Source organism: Proteiniphilum sp., from assembly GCF_034927365.1.
In the GTDB taxonomy this organism is placed as follows: Bacteria; Bacteroidota; Bacteroidia; order Bacteroidales; family Dysgonomonadaceae; genus Proteiniphilum.
On the sequence record NZ_JAYFQD010000027.1, the window covers coordinates 20,146 to 37,862 of the forward strand.

Genomic DNA, 17,717 nt, shown 5'->3' on the forward strand with positions numbered 1-17,717 from the left:
ATTATATATGAAACGAACATGAACATCATTACACCCAAAAACATGACTAAACGCGAGTTCTATACGACACCATTGAATATAAATAATTTCAATCGTATAAAAAAGTATATTTTAACTATATGGTTATTTATTGTTTTATTTTCGATCAATGCATGGTCGCAGGATACAATAAAAGTGTTAGCTGTGGGCAATAGTTTTTCAATAGATGCGGTGGAAAACTATTTATACGATTTGGGACAAGCGGATGGAGTGATTTTTATTATCGGGAATTTACACATCAGTAGCTGCTCGCTGGAAAAACACTGGAACAATGTGGAAAACGATAAAGCGGAATATTCGTATCGTAAAATCGACCCCGCGGGAAAAAAAACCACAACTCCCGGCATATCTTTATTACAAGGCATCAACGACGAGAGTTGGGATTATATCAGTTTTCAGCAAAACAGTGCAAATTCGGGACTGATCGAAACTTATTCCCCCTATCTGATCCAATTGACAGCATATGTAAAGAAACATATAGCCAATCAGAAAGCCAAATTCCTTTTTCACCAGACTTGGGCTTATGCCCAAAATTCAAAAAGCGATGCATTTCCAAAATACAATAGCGATCAAAAACAGATGTATAAATCAATTGTAAAAGCATCGCGGAAGGCCGCGCGGAAAGCCGGAATAAGAACAATAATCCCCTCCGGAACAGCCATTCAGAACGGTAGAAATAGTTTCATAGGTGATCGTTTCTGTCGTGACGGACATCACCTGACTTTCGATTTAGGACGTTACACCGCCGCTTGCGCATGGTTTGAAACGCTATCCGGAAAATCGGTTGTTGGGAATTCTTTCGCACCAACCACCATAACTCCTTTAGAAGCCATCACGGTTCAGCGTGCCGCTCACCAAGCAATATTAAAACCGTTTACAGTAACAACTGTAAGGTTGGGGATTAATTATCAGTGATAAATCCGAAGATAGCGCCTTTTGAGGACAACATTTTGCAAATTACCGCAGGCGATAATATTAATTATATATCTTTGCAAACCAGTTAAATACGATAATATGATGCAGTAAATAGCAACACTATCTTAACAAGATATCTGTTGATTTAAAGAATAATGAAGGATTTCATTTTGATGTTTTTGATATTTTCTCATTCTTAAATAACTGCCTGATGTCTGATAAAGACCATCAGGCGGTTATTGTCTTTCTTAAATTTCAAAAAAACAATAGAAAGCACAATAAGATATAAAGAACTATTTTTATCTGACACTACTCTCTATCACAATCTCTTTGGTAAATTGAACCATCTTACCGGAAACAGTGACGCCCTCTCCCACCACATGATAGGTTGTGGGAGTATCTGCCGAATAAAATTCAATCACTGCTTCCCCCGACGGTGAGAATTGTACGCCGGGATTCCAGTAAATGGTGGTACGCAAGTCGGGGAGGGAAGATTCAAGCTGTGCTTTGGTCTCGTACTTCGGGGAATAAAATTCTGCAGCCATCTGATATCCCAACGGCCTAATCCTATCAATATTAATAGATTTTGACCTTTGGTAAGTACTGCCCCTGGTCGTAATCACCAACGCTCCGCTTGTTTCAGGATAATATCCAAACATGGAAGTATGATCTTTTATTACAAATAAGTTGTCTATATCATTTACATCCATCGATAGAACATCGAAATTTGTATAGGGTATATCGTCTATCACAAACAATACCGGCATGTCGGACCGGCTAGTAGTTATTTTGTTTCCCCCTCTTACCACGACTCCTTCGGTAGCCAACAATACGGCAAGCATATTACTGAAATTTCTTTTCTGGATATCTTCAACTGTCGTCAAACCGGACGAATAAATGGGCGAATAGTAAGCGGATTCTTTGATATTTTTTATACTTTTAGCCGTGACTATCACCTCTTCAAGCATAATACTGCGCATACCGTATTTCTGTGAATATTCTTCATCAGCCTGCTTCAGGTAGGAATCGCTGGCATTACCTTTATTGTCGTCCGGTTCCTTCAATTGTCTCCTTGCCGGCAAAGTAGCAAGACTATAATCAGGATAGGTGATCTCATCGAGATAAATGAAATTACCCTCCCGATCCTTTCTGTCTAGTGACTGAACAGTGATTTCAGTACCTTCTGGATATTCAACTTTGAACATGAAACGACCTTTTTCATCTGCAGCGGCAGTTTCTATACTGGACAGGGTGTCTAGCGTGGCGTAAAGGCTGATTTTCCCTTCATCCATACTCCGGAAGAACCTGGCCTCCGCTTTACCACTTATCTCCTGAAACTGTTCCGGTAAGATTTCAGGAATATCAATTTTCCCTTTCAATATACCCGGAATATCATACCTCCTCCATCCCTGTGTCAACATCAGCACATCAAGCGCAGTCAAATCCTCCCTATTACCCGTGAAATAACTTACAGGCGATTCAACATGCCCCTTCAATTCCGAAGAAAGCAACAGGGTAGATACAAGGGTATTTGTCGTATCCGTAACAACCACATTTTTATCGACAACCGAAACAGCGATATTGTTATGAGACGATCCTATGTCGGTACCGGCCAATTGAAGCTTAAAAGTTATCAGTTGCCGGCGCTTGTACGCAGATGCCGATAAACTGGTTTTTAGAGTAGCAAAATCCTCTCCGTTGATATTGAAAACAAGACGTTCACTGATAATATCATAATTGGTATCGAGCAACAGGATACTTGAAATACCCGAGGGGAAAAATTCAGCAGGAAAAGTGTAATTACCGGATTCAGCAGAGCAAAATTCATGGTGCAGGACTATACCCTTATGATGAATCACCAAGGAGAGGGAATCAGCCCGGGCCGATTTTCCCTTCAGAATGTGTACTAAAAAACGGTTGCGCAAAGCTTTCACGTTGACGGTCATTGCATGGGAATCAGGTATCGGCAGATCAAACCGCCGATTATCACCATTTCCGGTCATACATATAGCGTGATACTTTTCTCCATCCATAGGGATAAAATTAAAGAAACCCATCCCTAACTTAAGGGATTTGAATTGCATAATCTCTTTACCCTTAGAATCATAGATAACACCTGAAACATCTTCACCCAACCCCGAAGGGTTAACGGCCTTGAATCCCACCCGACAGACCTGACCCGGAATAAGCCAGCCTCCCTCGGGATGGAACGAAACATCAAAATCACCGGCAGGATAAGGTACTGAATAATAACGATTGTATTTCCGCCCCTTGTGGATAATGCTCAAAAGTAGGTTCCTGTTACTCTTTTGGGTAAGAGGGAATGTTTCCCGAAAAACGGATCCGTTTTTTGGGTCGATAGTCTTTATCGGACCATCGGGAAGTCTGAGGGTAACAATTTCGGGGATAATGGTATCCCTGTTTCTCCGTTCAATAAATCTGAAACCTACATCCACCCTCTTTTCGTGGAAGGTAAAGTCCGGCAACGGCTCGATTTGCAGGGAGTACGGATCAAGCACGTTAACTGTTTTCCTGAAGAACTCTTCGTTCCCACGATTTCGCATATACCGCGTATAGGCCCTTATGGTGTAGCTCCCCTCCGGTAGTTCCTGTTCCAGGTCCATGTATCCGGCATACACGCCGGTACTGTCATGGCGGATCTTAACTCGTTTAACTAACTCATTGAAGGGATTAAAGAGTTCCACATAGACATACCTGCTCATAAATATCGGCTGGTTGTTCAGTGCGTCGACCAAATGGCTCCGTAGCCAAATCCGCTCTCCCGACAGGTAATCAGTCTTGTCGGTCTGCACATATATCTTTTCATGAGGAAAATAAGTCAACTGCTCAGTAAGTCGCTTTACGACCGTATCCGCAACCATATCACTATTCTGAGCCAAAAGGATACCCACTAGATAGAAAAAAGAAATAATCAAAAAGACCTTTTTCATGACATACTAATTATAATCGCCCTTTCATGATAGCACATTAGCAAACTCATTATTATTTTTTACAAAAAAAAACGAAACAAACTAGACTTTCCCCGAATTAGCGCAAAGATACGCTCAATTCACGAAAAATATCCGAAACAGATTGAACCAACTATCATAAGATAACGAATATGACTATAATCTAATACTAACAACGTCTTTTGAGGAGAATATTTCGTGAATAAATACCGAAGACAACTCGGGTCACGTACCTTTGTAATCTAGTCAAATATGGAGTATCCTGAAAATGATGCAGTAAATGAATGTATTATCCGAAGATATATTAGAATGAAGACTCAAAATAATATCATAATAAACAAAATGCAAAGGTCAAGAAGAAGTTTTCTAAAAACCGCCACTACCTCATCGTTCCTGTTAGGAGCCAGTGGCATACTATCCGGATCTCTGGTTACAAGCTGCAGTAAAGGTCTCTACCCGAACAAAAATATTGATAACACATCAATATATTACGAGAGGGAGATTACCACCATTTGCAAAGCGGATAAGAATTTTCCCCGTCATAGTGAAGCGTCGATTATTGAACTTAAAGATTCTTCTCTTCTTTTAGCATGGATGCGGTTTGAAGACAGCCCTTTCGGATCCGGCGACAGAGCACCGAGTACCATTTCAATGATGAATTCCTCGAATGGCGGCAGGACATGGGATAATTTTCGTATCGCGGTGGAAAGGCGCAAAGAGAGTGTAAACGTTTATAGCCCGAACTTTCTACGTCTAAATAATGGCGAAATATTGCTCTGTTACATGATGTATGACCAGTTAGAGAGAGGTAAGACAAAGTTAGCCACCGCATACATGGCTCGCTCCGGTGACGAAGGGAAAACTTTCGGACCACAGGAAACAATCTGGGAAAAAGATCATTTTGCAATTTCTAATTCTTGCATCAAACGCCTCTCTACAGGTCGTGTAATCTTGCCGGTAACTTATTCGGAAGGGACGCTATGGAGCAAAGACGAAAAGATACATGTGCGTGTATTTTATTCTGATGATGACTGTCGTACCTGGACTTTCGGACAACAGAACATTTCCTTACCCATGCGCGGAGTTATGGAGCCATTCGTGGCAGAGTTGACGGATGGAAGGCTGATCATGGTCATGCGTAACCAACTCGGATCCTTGTTTAAATCTTATTCATCGGATCAAGGCAAAAGCTGGAGTTTACCACAGACAACCGGGCTTTCAACACCTGAATCCTGCCCCTATGTAACTGAAATTCCCAATAGTAACAAGATTATGGTTGTCTGGAATAATGCCGAATACAATATGCATTGGTCCAGCCATTACGGCAAACGGAGCCCTCTCACGGCTGCTATCTCTGCTGATGGAGGTATAACTTTTACAGACTTTTGGGATATTGAAACTGATCCTAAAACAGGATTCTCCAATCCGGGGATCACATGGACACAGGATGGGGTATGTTTGCTCACTTATTGGGCAATCCCATATAACGAGGAGTGGAGATTTACAGGTTTGTGTGACCTGCGTCTGGCGCGTTTTCGTATACGACAATAACCAATCCCGGCACTTTTAAGGGATAAATATTCAAATAAAATTGAAGTCACCTTCCCAATAGTGAGAATTCGGCAGCCAACGTCTTTTGAGGACAACATTTCGCTAATTACCACGGTAGATAATGTTAATTATATATCTTTGTAATTTAGTCAAATACAATATATTTAACAACATGATGCGTAAGATAAAGTAATAATATGAACAGGCGTAAATTTATAACGGGAACAATCGGAGGAACCAGCTTGCTGGCTGTATCCGGATTCAATAATCTATATGCGTGGGGACAGTCAAATGGAGATGATAAGCTCCCCGCCATATTGGGTGGCACCAAATCACATCATGATGTATGGCCTGACTGGCCGGTATGGAGATCGGCTTATGATGAAAAAGTACTGGAAGTATTACGTAGTGGGGTATGGTCAAGAGCAAAAGTGACAGCCGAGTTCGAGCAAAAATGGGCTGAACTGATCGGTACAAAAAGATGTCTCTCGGTGGTAAATGGAACCAACGCGTTGATTGCCTCCGTAGCCCAATTCAATATAGGCCCCGGTGATGAGGTGATTATACCTCCCTACACATTTATCGCTACCGTACAGGCAGTCTTAATGAATGGGGCATTACCCGTCTTTGTGGATATAGATCCAAAAACCTTCCAGATAGACCCTGCAAAGATTGAAGCAAAAATTACGGCAAGGACAAAAGCCATCATGCCTGTACATATTTTGGGAATCCCAGCCGATATGACCCGGATAATGGCGATCGCAAAAAAACATAACCTGATCGTGATTGAAGATGCCTGCCAGGCCCATCTGGCAGAAGTGAACGGGAAGAGAGTCGGCTCAATCGGCGATGCGGGATGTTTCAGTTTTCAAACCTCAAAAAATATGCCGATTGGCGAAGGAGGTGCGATTACCAGTGATAACGAAACTTTTATGGATCAATGTTTCTCCTATCACAATTTAGGCCATCCTTATGGAACCCAGGTAGGCAGTGTAAGCGGAGGAGGAATAAGGGTAGGATCGAAAATAAGATTTACGGAGTATCAGGCTGCTATTGGATTGGTACAGCTGACAAACCTGGAGAAAGAGACAAATACCAGATGGGAGAATGCACAATATTTATCGAAGAAAATAAACGGTATCCACGGTATTTCTCCCGCCACGCTCTATCCGGAAACGACAAAAGCCGTATATCACTTATACCCGCTACTATACAACAAAGATAAATTCAAGGGACTGACCCGTAGCCAGTTCCTGGAATCATTAAAAGCAGAAGGGATACCCTGTTCTTCGGGTTACACCCCGTTGCATACTCAGCCATTTATCAAAGCAGCTTTCGACTCCAAATTATACCAGAAGGTATATGACAAAAAAGATCTGGATTATGCAGATTTTATCGAAAAAAACCAATGCCCGATGAATGACCGCATATGCAATGAGGCATCAATATGGCTGAGCCAGAGCTTGTTCCTTGGGAATAAATCATCGATGGATAATATAGCAAATGCCATTGAAAAGATACAGGTTAATGCCGATAAGATTGTCAGGAAATTTAAAAAATAACAGGCGACACGATCAAAATGAAATCATATAAACGATTTGTTTTTATCATTCTATTTCTTGGAGGGGTGCTCTTCTCATTCGGACAGACTTCCGGTAGCCATGATATATGGAAAGCAGGAGTTGCCCGGAAAAATATCACCCCTTCCTTTCCGGTATGGATGGCAGGTTATGCAAGCAGGACTTCTCCGTCCGAAGGAAAGTTACATGACCTATGGGCAAAGAGTCTTATGTTGGAAGATGCGAAGGGAAACAAATCGGTATTGATCACAATGGATTTACTGGGAATTCCGAAGGATTTCTCGGATGCATTGAGACAAAAGATTGAACGGAAATACGGACTGAGCAAATCGCAGATCGTATTAAGTTGCTCACACACCCATTCAGGACCGGTGGTAGCCAGAGCACTGGAATACATTTATCCGATGGAAACCGGAGACTGGAAGCAAGTCGATCGCTATACCGTGCAACTGGAGACAATGCTGCTTGAATTAGTCGGCGAGTCTATGCAAAATATGAAAACGGCAAGGATCTATACGAAAAATGGAACAGCCCGTTTTCAGGTAAACCGGCGTAACAATAAAGAAGGAGAATTAACTCCCACTACCAGCCTGAATGGACCGAACGACTATGCGGTACCCGTGATAAAGGTGGAAGGATTGGATAAAAGTCTAATCGCTGTGATCTTTGGATACGCATGTCATCCGACTACTTTGTCTATCAATCAGTTTTCAGGCGATTATGTAGGATTTGCACAAATAGAACTGGAGAAAACATACCCTGGTACGACGGCTATGTTCTTTCAGGGGGCAGGTGCCGACCAAAACCCGCTACCCAGACGAACTCTACCCTTAGCTATACAATACGGTAAACAACTGGCAGCATCCGTTGAAGCCGTCCTCTCTGAAAACATGAATATCCAGGAAAGTATATTGATCAACAAATATAACGAGATCGATCTTCCGCTCAGCACTCCGCTACCAATGGAACAATTGGAAGAAATATCGAAGGGGAACGATTACCAGGCAAGATGGGCAAAAGGGATGATCGATGAATACAAAAAGAAAGGGACTTTTAGGAAAGCCTATCCGTACCCGATACAATATTGGAAGATAGGAAATCAACCTCTCTTTGTGATGGGCGGAGAGGTACTGGTTTCTTATACCATTCAATTGAAAAAGTTGTACGGACAAGATGTTTTTGTGATGGCATACGCCAATGATATCGTTGCCTATATCCCTTCCGCGGCCGTGATTGACGAAGGAGGATACGAGGGCGATACATCGCAGCGTGTGTACGGTTTACCTGCAAAATGGGATAAACAGATAGAGCCCATTATTATTGAAGCGTTTAAACAGTTACTCATCGACTAATTCTAAATCAAAATGTTTACTCGTATCTCTATCATGCTGAAAAAAAGGGGATTTATCTCCAATCTATGTTTATTGCTCCTCATTTTACCCCCTATAACAGGATATGCACAGAAAAATCACAATTTTTCTAAAGATTCAATTCCTGTAGTGGATGGGAAAGTTGTTTTTTCGGTTACTTTCGAATACGACCTGAATAACAAAGAGTTTATGAAAAGATCGGTTACGTATCTGAATGGCAAATTGGATCCTTACTCCGGAGTGTTTCTTTCCAGTAACAGCGATTCAACTGTTTGCAGAATAACCGACTATTTCGAAATTGATTCTAACGTAACACAGCTTTTCGCCCTTTACGTAACCTATAGCTTACGGTTAGACTATGAAGAGGGGAAATGTACGCTGACGATCTGGGACTTCACTTATATGGACAAGACATATTTTGAAACACAGGAAGCCAGTGATCGTAAGCTGAAAATGCCCGAATACACGGGGGAAGATATGATGATCAGGAAAAGTTATACAAGGCTGCTGAAGAAAGATCCCTCGTCACAGGTTACAGAAGCAACTGTAAATAGAATTAATGAGATTATCGATAACTTAGAATTATCTTTTACACGGAAATAATTAAAAATTATAGTATCAATAAAAAATCTAAAAATGAAACAAATTATTTTTATCCCTGTCTTATTATGCCTTTTTTTGGCTGGATGCATTGAAAATCAGAATAACACTACTGATAAGAAAGAGGTGGATCAATCTACCAAACAAGGTAATTTTGTGGCAAAAAAATATTTCTCGGGGTTTGACGATGCCCATGACACTTATAACGCAATATCCAAAGCAAGTGATGGTAAGATATACTATGTACTATCATCTACAAGACACGATATAGGAGGTCAATTCTATTGCTATGATCCTCAAACCGATAAAACGGAGTTTATTGCCGACTTGTCTGAAGCTTTGGGCGAAAAAGAGCAGAAATATATTGCTCAGGGAAAAAGTCACGTGGAATTTTATGAGAAAGACAAAAAACTCTACTTTGCTACCCATATCGGTTACTATCAGATGATAGATGGAGCTGAAAATCTACCCGTAGTAGCACCCGAAGGGTATAAACTCTATCCTGGTGGACATTTCGTTTATTACGACATGAAAACAAAGGAATTGAAGAGTCTCTCCCTCGCTCCCGAAGGGGAAGGAATTATCACCATGGTGATGGATCGGGAACGGGAACAGTTATACGGGCTGACCTGGCCAAAAGGGTTACTACTCCATCATGACCTGAAAACCGGTACCCTCAAAAATCTGGGACCCGTATCAAGGGCCGGAGAAACACAATTAGGTACTGAAAACTTCAGGGTGATATGCCGTTCAATGTTCGTGGATCCCCGTGATGGAAATGTCTACTATTCTACCGGAGACGGTGATATCTTTTTCTATAACTCCACTATGTCTGCCCCGGAAAAACTCGAAGGAGTTGATTTGAGAATTGATTATTTTGGGTCCTATGATCCAAGTGATGCCGGCAGCATGGGATATAACTGGAGAAAAATATATTGGTATGAACCGGAAAACAAAGCTTATGGAGTACATGGCAATTCGGGCTATCTGTTCACATTTGATCCGAAAGAAAAGAAAATTGAAGTAATCGATCGTATTACTTCCGAACCGTCAAGGAAAAGTGGAATGTTTGACCTGTTCAGCTATGGCTATCTCGGCTTTATGATCGATAAAGACGGTGTAATTCATTATTTAACCGGCGCTCCTATTTATGAAAACGGAAAAAGGCTTGCCGGAATAGATAAGCTTAACATGGGCGCTGCTAAAGGATTGGAACATCTACACCTTGTCACTTACGATATTCCAAATAAGAAATACAAGGATTTAGGTTCCGTGTTCTATGAAGATGGAGCTATCCCGACCTATGTAAATTCGATTGCCCTGGACGACGCTGGAAACGTATATACTTTAGCGCGTTTTATGCATGATGGGAAAGAGATCGAAGATTTGATAAAAATTGAATTGCCATAAGGGATATAATATCGTCTTTTGAGAATATTGTAGTATTGTGCATGTTACTATCGCACAATACTACACTTCTTTACAAGAAGTCGTATTGTGCAAAATGTAACTTTGCAAGAACAATGAAGACAAATAAAAAAACTGGAATATCTTTTTTCTCTATCCTATCTTCAGGTATGGGGATAGTAGCACTCGCTTCTCTTATCTTCATAGGTGGCCTTTGTTTATCCGGTTGCGGCTCAACCAAGAAACAACCGGATAAAAACAAGCCAATATTCACTACTGAAAACAGGGCGACTCTCGGCACTTATGCTAGTTTGCCAAGACTCTCGGATGGGAGGGCAGATCTCGACAAGTTAATTGCACAATTAAAAGAACTCAATGCAAATACATACAACTGGTTAGTATGGCAAAATGAAAACGACTGGGACGATTTGCAACTTTTTCTTCCCATCGCGCTAGAAAATCAGATTGCAGTATGGATATCCCTGGTACCGCCTTCAGAATCAAAACCTATTGCCAAATGGAGTTCAGAACCTTTTGGAATGGATTATATCAAATGGTCGGAAGAGATCGCTAAACTTAGTGTGACCTACCCTAATCTGATTGCACTAAGTATAGATGATTTTGTCCATAATCTCGATTTTTATACTCCGGAATATGTGAAGGAAATGATGGATACAATAGATGACATAAACCCATCACTTCAATTTATTCCCTGTTCCTACTACAAACAGATAACAGTGGATTTTGCGGAGAAGTACGGATACATGCTGGATGGAATACTGTTTCCTTATCGCGCAGAATCTGAAGGAGCCAATCTTCAAAATGCAGGATTGGTTGATCGGGAAATCTCTACATTAAGAAGCCTCTTCAACAAAGGTATGCCTATTTATATCGATGTATACCTAACCGCACATTCAAGGCTGGGAGGCTCTACCCCCTCCTATGTAGAAGAGGTAATTCGAAGGGGAAAGGAACATGCAGATGGGGTACTCATTTATACACACCCTAACCCGGAAGCAGATCCAGAAAAATATGAGATCGTGAAAGCCGGATTTGCAGATAAATGAAATTATGCACTCACTCTCCAGATAAAACTATTATTATGATCCAAAAAAATGTAACGAGAAGATCATTTTTAACGACCGTAACTGCTGCAGTGGCTGCCACAGCCACTGCAAATATAACTCATCCGTTAGAGAATATCTACCCACAAACCGATATGGAACAGGTAAATACACCGGGAGAGTTGAAGGTAGGCTTATTCGATGTAGATGCAACTCCACCGGTTGGAAGCCTATTGACATACGACCGGATGGTCAATTCATCCGATCTTGGATTACGAGCCAAAGGAATTATCCTCTCCGGAGCGGGGGCACCTATCGTTTTATGTGCCGTCGACTGGATAGGAATTTCCAACGAATCGCAAGACCTCTTCAAACAATCTCTGGCATCCGCTGCCGGCACTACGCCAGAGCGGGTGGCAGTACATACGGTTCATCAACATGATGCCCCTATTTGCGATTTTACGGCTGAGAGATTATTGAAAGAAAAAAATCTTCCGGTAGGATGTTTCGAAGGTTCTTTTGCGAGGATAGTCATCAAGAATATCCAGGAGGCAATTATAAGTGCAGGGAAGGAACTGCAACCTGTCACACATGTGGGAATGGGTAAAGCTCCGATTTATGAGGTTGCCTCAAACCGGAGGGTGGATAAGGAGAATGGGAAGATTAAGACAATGCGGGGATCTGCATGCAAGGATCCTCTGTTGAGGGACATGCCGGAGGGCCTGATTGATCCCGATGTATCCTTAATCAGCTTCTGGAATAACGATAAGCCGTTAGCTGTGTTGAGTTTTTATGCTACTCATCCCCAGAGTTACTACCGGACTGGAATTGCAAATCCCGATTTTCCCGGTATTGCCCGTTTCTTACGCCAGCAGGCTGTTCCTGAGGCACTACATGTCCATTTTAACGGAGCGGGAGGGAATATCGCTGCCGGGAAATACAATGACGGCAGTCGTGAAAACCGGCTCCGATTGGCAGAAAGAATGGCTGATGGCATGAAGCGTGCCTGGGATAGCACGAAAAAGTATACCGTTTCATCAGAAAAAGTCAAATGGACCACAGCCCCTCTTCTACTACCCGTAAACCCGGTCACTGCCGAAATTGAGAAGAATATGGCGACAGGTGACGGCCCTTACATGGCGAATAATATGGGCCGGTTAGGTTGGTACAAACGTGCCTTGGAAGGGAAGACCATCGATATAGGCTCTCTCTCCATAGAAAACGCGCAAATTTTCTTTATGCCGGGAGAATTGTTTGTCGAATACCAATTGGCGGCAAAGAAAATGTCTCCCGATAAATTCGTAGCCATGGCCGCGTATGGCGACTATGGTCCGTTTTATATCGGGACAAAAGAAGCTTATAAAGAAGGAGGATATGAGATACTCTCAAGTCCCGTCACAGAAGATACTGAAAAAGTTATTTTAAAGGCGATCCAATCTATCAACGATAAATTATAAAAACGTCACAGCTTCATCTCCCATCCTTTTTCATATTTCCGGTTCCAGAGTTTACTGGCTGCACGGTTATTGATGATATGACCATTCTCCGGACTGGTCCTGAAAGTTGTTTTTGTACGCTGGGAAATATTTGCTAAGTGGGCCAGAGTGGTACTAATACATCCTACATTGATATCGGCATTCAATGGCGTACCTTTCCGGATACCGTCCAGAAAGTTGGAGAAATGGAATGAGTCGAGTTGTGCCGTTGGATTCGAGGTATCTCCGTCTCTAAACTCCTGCTTACTGACCACCTCTTTTACCAGTTTATTTTTCTGATCGTAGACCTTATAAGCATTTCCACCTCCTATAACCAAACTACCGGTCTCCCCGTAAAAAACGCAACCTACTGAAGAGTCTTCAATATCACGACTATTGCAACTCCGCCCTTCCCAAGTGATCATTTTATCTCCTCCAAACTCAAGGTTGATCATCTGGGTATCGGGAAACTGCCAGTCATCATTGTACACATACCTTCCTCCCGAAGAGCTTACATGCGTGGGGTAAGTCAGCTCCATCCCCCATCTCAGGATATCGAGGAAGTGCACCGCATTATTTCCGGCCTCCCCGGTTCCCCAATCATAAAACCAATGCCAGTTGTAATGAAGATAATTATCTTTGTAGGCAGAGACTCTCGGTGCGGGGCCCTGCCATAATTCCCAATCAAGCCAGTCGGGTACCAATATTATCTTCCCCGTACCTATCGAGGGCCTGTTATTGGTATACCATGCTTTGCCGAAATAGACCTTTCCGATGACTCCTTCCTTTAATTCCTGCACCGCATTGATCATGTTCGGCCACGACCTCCGCTGCATACCCGTAACAGCCACTACATCGTATTTTTTCACTGCCTGCATCAATATCTCATTCTCAGCAGGATTATGGCTTGTCGGTTTTTCCAGGTAAACATGCTTCCCTGCTTTCATGGCCATAAGGGCACCGGGTGCATGCCAATGCTCAGGGGTAGCAATAAAGACGGCATCCAGATCTTTCTGTTCCAATAATTTTCTGATATCCTTTTCTCCTTTGGGAATGTTTCCGGCAATTTTTGTCACGCTGGTTATGCACTTCTCCATGGCACGTTTGTCCACATCGCAGACATAAGCGATCTCACAACCTTTTTCCCTGGCAAATCCTCCGGCCAGCGCATTCCCTCGTGAATTCACCCCAATAGCGCCCATCCTGATCTTCTCATTGGCACCCACAATGTTGTGATAACTTCTTGCACTGAACCCCGGCAATACACCACCGACAGACACAGCGGCAGTACCAATTGCAACATTCCTGATAAATTCTCTTCTTGTAGTCATAGTATCTATAGTTTAATGATCTGCAAATGTATAGAATTTAATCCTGTATTGCTTTCTATTTACGCCCGGATTTCATCAAAAAACGCAGGAAATATCTTATATAGCAAAATACTACAAAGAAAAAACCAAACAGCATCCTTCTCAGGAGCTAATTCTTGACTGAGGTCGATTGAATATATTGCTGGTATTCATCCCACAGCCCATCCACACTGTATTGTTTTCCCAACACATGCTTGATGGCTTTATCAAATCCCCAGGGCACGATATCCAGCGCCGATTTATTGAATTTACGAAGGAAATCGGGATCCTTGGTGGTCAACCAATCCAGGAAATAGCCGGTACGCTGGTAACCGTCTCTCCAACTCCCTCCCGGTCTACGGTTCCCTTCCGGAAACCCTCCGTTATGAATACGGACGGCATCGGCCATTCCCTCGATAAAAATCCAGAATTCTCCTCCATCGGCATAGGTGCCGATACCTTGTGGCTCTAATTGAAATCCATGTGTCAACTCATGGAGTAAGACGCCCCTCGTTTCAAACAATATCTTATCATCACCTCCATCCTTCTCACATTTTTCTACCCAACGTGAACTGTAGAAGATGGTAATTTCAGGAGGAGTGCCACCTTTTGCAGAAATACCATCCACATCCCTGATCTCGTAATTGATCTTCGTCACACCGGGAATCGAATCCTTTTCACTCCAGTACAATGTTTTCACCACTTCCAGCGCTGCCGCTTTGATATATCCCTCAGGATCGGGGATAATACGGTTATAGGTCTCCCAGCCTTTAGTGCCGGAAGCATGGTTCACAAAATTGATTTCGGGATAGCGAAAGTTTTGCCAATTGCCTGCTTTTTTCTGCGAGAACATAATGGAAGAACAACTGACAACGGACAATACGGCCAAAACAAGTAACAGATTTCTGATTTTCATACGATTATTTTATTTTTTTATTGCTGGGATATTATTTTCCAAATTAACGCGTAAATGAATAGGGCTTCTGATAGGAAGAGGATTTCCTGTTCGGCTTATTACTCATTTCAAAGACCAGTTCACCTCCGTTTACTATATCGGAATGAGTAATAAAACTTTTCGTATAAGGAATTCCGTTCAGTTTAATTGATTTTACATAGATGTTCTTATCACCATAATTCTGAGCTTTCACCGTAAAAGTTTTCCCGTTCTCGAGTTGCACGACTGCTTCTTTCACCAGGGGAGAACCAATGACATATTGATCAGAACCGGGACAGACAGGGTAAAAGCCCATCGACGAGAAGATATACCATGCGGACATCTGACCGCAATCATCATTGCCCGACAAACCATCTATCTTGTTTTTATACATCTGCTTCATAATGGAATGAAGTCTCGACTCAGTCTTCCACGGCTCATTCGTCCATCTATACAGATAGGGTACGTGATGACTCGGTTCGTTTCCATGCACATAATTCCCCATCAAACCCTCTTCATTGATATCTTCCGTATTCTCGAAATATTTTGCCGGAAGATGCATCGTAAACAGTGAATCCAAACGGCGGACAAATTGCTTTTCTCCACCCATCCGGGTTATCAATCCATTTACATCGTGAGGCACATAGAACGAATAATTCCACGTATTTCCCTCAATAAAACCCTGCCCGTGAGTATCCAACAGGTCGAACTCTTTTTTAAACGTTCCGTCTTGTAATTTGGGGCGGGCAAAACCAAGCGATGGATCAAATATATTCTGATAGTTCAGTGCGCGTTTTGCATACATATCGGCAACCTCCTTGTCGCCTAATTGATCACCCAATTGAGAAATCACCCAGTCGTCATAAGCATATTCCAATGTGACAGAAGCAGCAGAACCGCTCTTTTCCAAAGGTACGAAACCCAGTTTCTTGTATTCTCCAATGCCATCGTAATAATCCAGATTGGAACTATTCACGCAGGCCTCCAATCCCAATTCCTTATCAATATTCAGTCCTTTGACAATAGCATCTCCTACAACCGAGACCGAATGATAACCGATCATACACCAGTTTTCATTCCCCATATGCGACCAGACGGGTAACGCCTTATGCACACTCTGCTGATAATGGTGCAGCATAGAATTGACGAATTGTTCGCTGCGGGCGGGTTTGATCAGGTTCATCAATGGGTGTTGGGCACGGAATGTATCCCAAACGGAAAAAACAGTATAGTTGACCTGTCCCTCTTCCGCCTGATGGATATTATGGTCAATCCCGCGATAGCGTCCATCCACATCCTGATAGACCGAAGGATTAATCATCGTATGATACAACGCTGTATAGAAAACGGCTTTGGTATCATCATCGGCATCCATATTAATGCAACTCAGTTCTTTTTCCCATTTCTGTTGAGTTTGCATCCGTACTTCATCGAACGATTTAGTGGCAGTCTCAACCTCCAAATTCTTCATTGCACCCAGGCAGTCTACGGGAGAGAGGGCAACCTGGATTTCAAGCGGCTTCCCATCGGAAAAATCAAAATCGAAGAACGCTGTCAGGCGGGTTCCGAACATCTCAGGGAAATTATCGGTCATATTAAATTTACGCCAGAAACCGTTATATTTCACTTTCTCCTTATTACGGCAACCATAGTTGACAATCGGTTTCGAGAACTTCACGGCAAAATGGGTGTAGTTCATCCGCGACCATCCGCGTGTGATACGATAACCGGTCAGCGTGTAGGGGTCTTCCACCTTCAGATTAGCCATCACCGTCTTGCCGTCATAATAGTAAATACCGTAATCGAGATCGAGTACAATATGTCCCGTCCCGGTCCCTTCCGGAAAAGTGTACCGGTGTACCCCTACCCGCTCCGAAGCCGTCAATTCCGCCAGTATGCCGTAATCATCCAGCATCACCGAATAGTATCCCACCCCGGCTTTTTCCTGATCATGGTTGAAACGGGAACGGTACCCACTTTCGGGATTATCTGCTGTTCCCATATCCAGCTTCACCTCTCCGGTCATCGGCATGATAAGGATATCACCCAGATCAGAATGTCCGGTACCGTTGAAGTGAGTATGGCTAAAACCGACAATGGTTTTATCATCGTACTGATAACCGGCGCAATAACGGTAGGCATCGGACTGGTAAACCCCATCGATGTTGTGAGGGATCATTTCTGTATCGGGACTCAACTGTACCAGACCAAAAGGTGCACATGCACCCGGAAATGTATGTCCCATGCTCTTCGTCCCTACCATCGGATTGACAAAATCGATGTTTCGTTGAGCGTTGGATGAGAATACTAACATACAAAGGAGCAGTAATGTAATGGATAACTTTAATCGATTCATGCAAGTGTGCTGTTATTGAATTGCAAAGTTAAGGAAAAACATGTGAAGGCGAGAATTATGGATGCACTTTTAATGTTTGACAGTCGGGACATAGGGTAAATGAGAACC

The 17,717-nt window shown here is 42.6% G+C and carries 12 protein-coding genes; 8 read left to right on the forward strand and 4 right to left on the reverse strand.

Annotation, left to right across the window (positions count from 1 at the left end; translation table 11 throughout):
• Window positions 1-18: 18 nt before the first annotated feature.
• Window positions 19-954 (forward strand): DUF4886 domain-containing protein, encoded by a 936-nt coding sequence (locus VB073_RS14620; protein ID WP_323404934.1) that lies wholly within the window; start codon window positions 19-21, stop codon window positions 952-954.
• Between the two features lie 299 nt (window positions 955-1,253).
• On the opposite strand, the gene VB073_RS14625 is transcribed toward VB073_RS14620, so the two are convergent.
• Window positions 1,254-3,905 carry a hypothetical protein gene (locus VB073_RS14625; protein WP_323404935.1) on the reverse strand — a complete coding sequence of 884 codons (2,652 nt, stop codon included), beginning with the start codon at window positions 3,903-3,905 and terminating at the stop codon, window positions 1,254-1,256.
• Between the two features lie 360 nt (window positions 3,906-4,265).
• Between VB073_RS14625 and VB073_RS14630 the strand changes: the two genes are divergently transcribed.
• The 7 genes from VB073_RS14630 (at window position 4,266) to VB073_RS14660 (ending at window position 12,952) form a co-directional block, all read left to right on the forward strand.
• Window positions 4,266-5,474 (forward strand): sialidase family protein, encoded by a 1,209-nt coding sequence (locus tag VB073_RS14630; protein WP_323404936.1) that lies wholly within the window; start codon window positions 4,266-4,268, stop codon window positions 5,472-5,474.
• 197 nt (window positions 5,475-5,671) lie between these two features.
• The gene (locus tag VB073_RS14635) at window positions 5,672-7,036 is read left to right on the forward strand and encodes a DegT/DnrJ/EryC1/StrS family aminotransferase (RefSeq protein ID WP_323404937.1); all 1,365 of its coding nucleotides are present in this window, start codon (window positions 5,672-5,674) and stop codon (window positions 7,034-7,036) included.
• Window positions 7,037-7,053: 17 nt separating this feature from the next.
• Window positions 7,054-8,406 carry a neutral/alkaline non-lysosomal ceramidase N-terminal domain-containing protein gene (locus VB073_RS14640; RefSeq protein ID WP_323404938.1) on the forward strand — a complete coding sequence of 451 codons (1,353 nt, stop codon included), beginning with the start codon at window positions 7,054-7,056 and terminating at the stop codon, window positions 8,404-8,406.
• 12 nt (window positions 8,407-8,418) lie between these two features.
• A complete protein-coding gene (locus VB073_RS14645; RefSeq protein WP_323404939.1) occupies window positions 8,419-9,027 on the forward strand; it encodes a hypothetical protein in 609 nt (202 codons plus the stop codon).
• Between the two features lie 33 nt (window positions 9,028-9,060).
• Window positions 9,061-10,434, forward strand: a complete 1,374-nt coding sequence (locus tag VB073_RS14650; protein ID WP_323404940.1) for a hypothetical protein — start codon at window positions 9,061-9,063, stop codon at window positions 10,432-10,434.
• A gap of 113 nt (window positions 10,435-10,547) precedes the next feature.
• Window positions 10,548-11,498, forward strand: a complete 951-nt coding sequence (locus VB073_RS14655; RefSeq protein ID WP_323404941.1) for a hypothetical protein — start codon at window positions 10,548-10,550, stop codon at window positions 11,496-11,498.
• Between the two features lie 35 nt (window positions 11,499-11,533).
• Window positions 11,534-12,952: a twin-arginine translocation signal domain-containing protein gene (locus tag VB073_RS14660; RefSeq protein WP_323404942.1), complete on the forward strand. Its 1,419-nt coding sequence runs from the start codon at window positions 11,534-11,536 to the stop codon at window positions 12,950-12,952.
• Window positions 12,953-12,957: 5 nt separating this feature from the next.
• Here VB073_RS14660 and VB073_RS14665 read toward each other — a convergent pair whose 3' ends face one another.
• From VB073_RS14665 to VB073_RS14675, 3 genes are all read right to left on the reverse strand, one after another.
• Window positions 12,958-14,301 (reverse strand): Gfo/Idh/MocA family oxidoreductase, encoded by a 1,344-nt coding sequence (locus VB073_RS14665; RefSeq protein WP_323404943.1) that lies wholly within the window; start codon window positions 14,299-14,301, stop codon window positions 12,958-12,960.
• Window positions 14,302-14,449: 148 nt separating this feature from the next.
• Entirely contained in the window at window positions 14,450-15,235 is a 786-nt protein-coding gene (locus VB073_RS14670; protein ID WP_323404944.1) for a basic secretory protein-like protein, read from the reverse strand.
• Between the two features lie 43 nt (window positions 15,236-15,278).
• A complete protein-coding gene (locus VB073_RS14675) occupies window positions 15,279-17,609 on the reverse strand; it encodes a GH92 family glycosyl hydrolase (RefSeq protein ID WP_323404945.1) in 2,331 nt (776 codons plus the stop codon).
• Between the last annotated feature and the right edge of the window lie 108 nt (window positions 17,610-17,717).

Coding starts and splice junctions, on each gene's coding strand:
- VB073_RS14655 (WP_323404941.1), top strand. CDS start 10,548: ATGAAGACAAATAAAAAAACTGGAATATCTTTTTTCTCTATCCTATCT.
- VB073_RS14635 (WP_323404937.1), top strand. CDS start 5,672: ATGAACAGGCGTAAATTTATAACGGGAACAATCGGAGGAACCAGCTTG.
- VB073_RS14620 (WP_323404934.1), top strand. CDS start 19: ATGAACATCATTACACCCAAAAACATGACTAAACGCGAGTTCTATACG.
- VB073_RS14670 (WP_323404944.1), bottom strand. CDS start 15,235: ATGAAAATCAGAAATCTGTTACTTGTTTTGGCCGTATTGTCCGTTGTC.
- VB073_RS14625 (WP_323404935.1), bottom strand. CDS start 3,905: ATGAAAAAGGTCTTTTTGATTATTTCTTTTTTCTATCTAGTGGGTATC.
- VB073_RS14660 (WP_323404942.1), top strand. CDS start 11,534: ATGATCCAAAAAAATGTAACGAGAAGATCATTTTTAACGACCGTAACT.
- VB073_RS14630 (WP_323404936.1), top strand. CDS start 4,266: ATGCAAAGGTCAAGAAGAAGTTTTCTAAAAACCGCCACTACCTCATCG.
- VB073_RS14640 (WP_323404938.1), top strand. CDS start 7,054: ATGAAATCATATAAACGATTTGTTTTTATCATTCTATTTCTTGGAGGG.
- VB073_RS14665 (WP_323404943.1), bottom strand. CDS start 14,301: ATGACTACAAGAAGAGAATTTATCAGGAATGTTGCAATTGGTACTGCC.
- VB073_RS14645 (WP_323404939.1), top strand. CDS start 8,419: ATGTTTACTCGTATCTCTATCATGCTGAAAAAAAGGGGATTTATCTCC.
- VB073_RS14675 (WP_323404945.1), bottom strand. CDS start 17,609: ATGAATCGATTAAAGTTATCCATTACATTACTGCTCCTTTGTATGTTA.
- VB073_RS14650 (WP_323404940.1), top strand. CDS start 9,061: ATGAAACAAATTATTTTTATCCCTGTCTTATTATGCCTTTTTTTGGCT.